We start from the raw sequence: 1,317 nt of genomic DNA on the forward strand, positions 1-1,317 counted from the left end.
ACCAGCATCCGTCAGCAGCAACCAATCAAGTCAGCAACCGATCGATCAAACCGCCCAACAGGTGCCCAAACAGGTGCAAGGCACCACGCAAAGCGCCCTCGCGGAGGGCCTCGCCAAAGGCGAGAACAGCCCGTGAGCGCCATCAAACCCGCAGGTGCAAGGCACCACGCAAAGCGCGCCGTCCGCAGCAAAGCGGCAAAGCCGCGACAGCGTGAGGACAAAACAATCCCACCATTTTATAAAAATGGTGGAGCTGAGCGGGATCGAACCGCTGACCCCCTGCTTGCAAAGCAGGTGCTCTCCCAGCTGAGCTACAGCCCCATCCAGCGCGCAGCCCAATGGATAAAAACCCAAAGGCTCAAACTCCGGAAGAACCACAACAAACCTCAAAGCCTCCCCCAGCCAACACCAAACAATTGGTGGGCCCGGGTAGACTTGAACTACCGACCCCACGCTTATCAAGCGTGTGCTCTAACCAACTGAGCTACGGGCCCATTCCTGGATCTGCCCCTCGCCTTAAGCAAAAAGCAGCCAAACCGGTCTTGCGGTTCTTGTCTTCCTGAAGAAAGAGAAACGTGGACGGCGGGTCCCGCCATATCATCGGCCTTAAAGGTCCGTGACGTATAAGTTCGACAAAGCCTGACTGGCCTCATCTTTGTTCTAACAAGCTGTTTTAAAGCGTGCCCTAAGGCCCGTTTTGGCACCCCTGTTCGAAGAACAGGAAAGGTTTGCCAAAACCACTTAAAAAAACAAGCTTCCTTAGAAAGGAGGTGATCCAGCCGCAGGTTCCCCTACGGCTACCTTGTTACGACTTCACCCCAGTCGCTGACCCTACCGTGGTTAGCTGCCTCCTTGCGGTTAGCGCACTACCTTCGGGTAAAACCAACTCCCATGGTGTGANAAGCTTCCTTAGAAAGGAGGTGATCCAGCCGCAGGTTCCCCTACGGCTACCTTGTTACGACTTCACCCCAGTCGCTGACCCTACCGTGGTTAGCTGCCTCCTTGCGGTTAGCGCACTACCTTCGGGTAAAACCAACTCCCATGGTGTGACGGGCGGTGTGTACAAGGCCCGGGAACGTATTCACCGCGGCGTGCTGATCCGCGATTACTAGCGATTCCAACTTCATGCACCCGAGTTGCAGAGTGCAATCCGAACTGAGATGGCTTTTGGAGATTAGCTCGACCTCGCGGTCTCGCTGCCCACTGTCACCACCATTGTAGCACGTGTGTAGCCCAGCCCGTAAGGGCCATGAGGACTTGACGTCATCCCCACCTTCCTCTCGGCTTATCACCGGCAGTCCCCTTAGAGTGCCCAAC

Annotated in this window: 2 tRNA genes and 1 rRNA gene; all 3 read right to left on the reverse strand. The window is 56.1% G+C overall.

The features are described from left to right. Positions 1–245 precede the first annotated feature (245 nt). Positions 246–321, reverse strand: a tRNA-Ala gene (locus VQ830_RS28625). Positions 322–417: 96 nt separating this feature from the next. Continuing rightward, a tRNA-Ile gene (locus VQ830_RS28630) sits at positions 418–494 on the reverse strand. A gap of 419 nt (positions 495–913) precedes the next feature. Continuing rightward, a 16S ribosomal RNA gene (locus VQ830_RS28635) occupies positions 914–1,317 on the reverse strand; the annotation flags it as partial.

The sequence above is a fragment of the Oryzifoliimicrobium ureilyticum genome (genome assembly GCF_037199735.1).
GTDB lineage: Bacteria > Pseudomonadota > Alphaproteobacteria > Rhizobiales > Rhizobiaceae > Rhizobium > Rhizobium ureilyticus.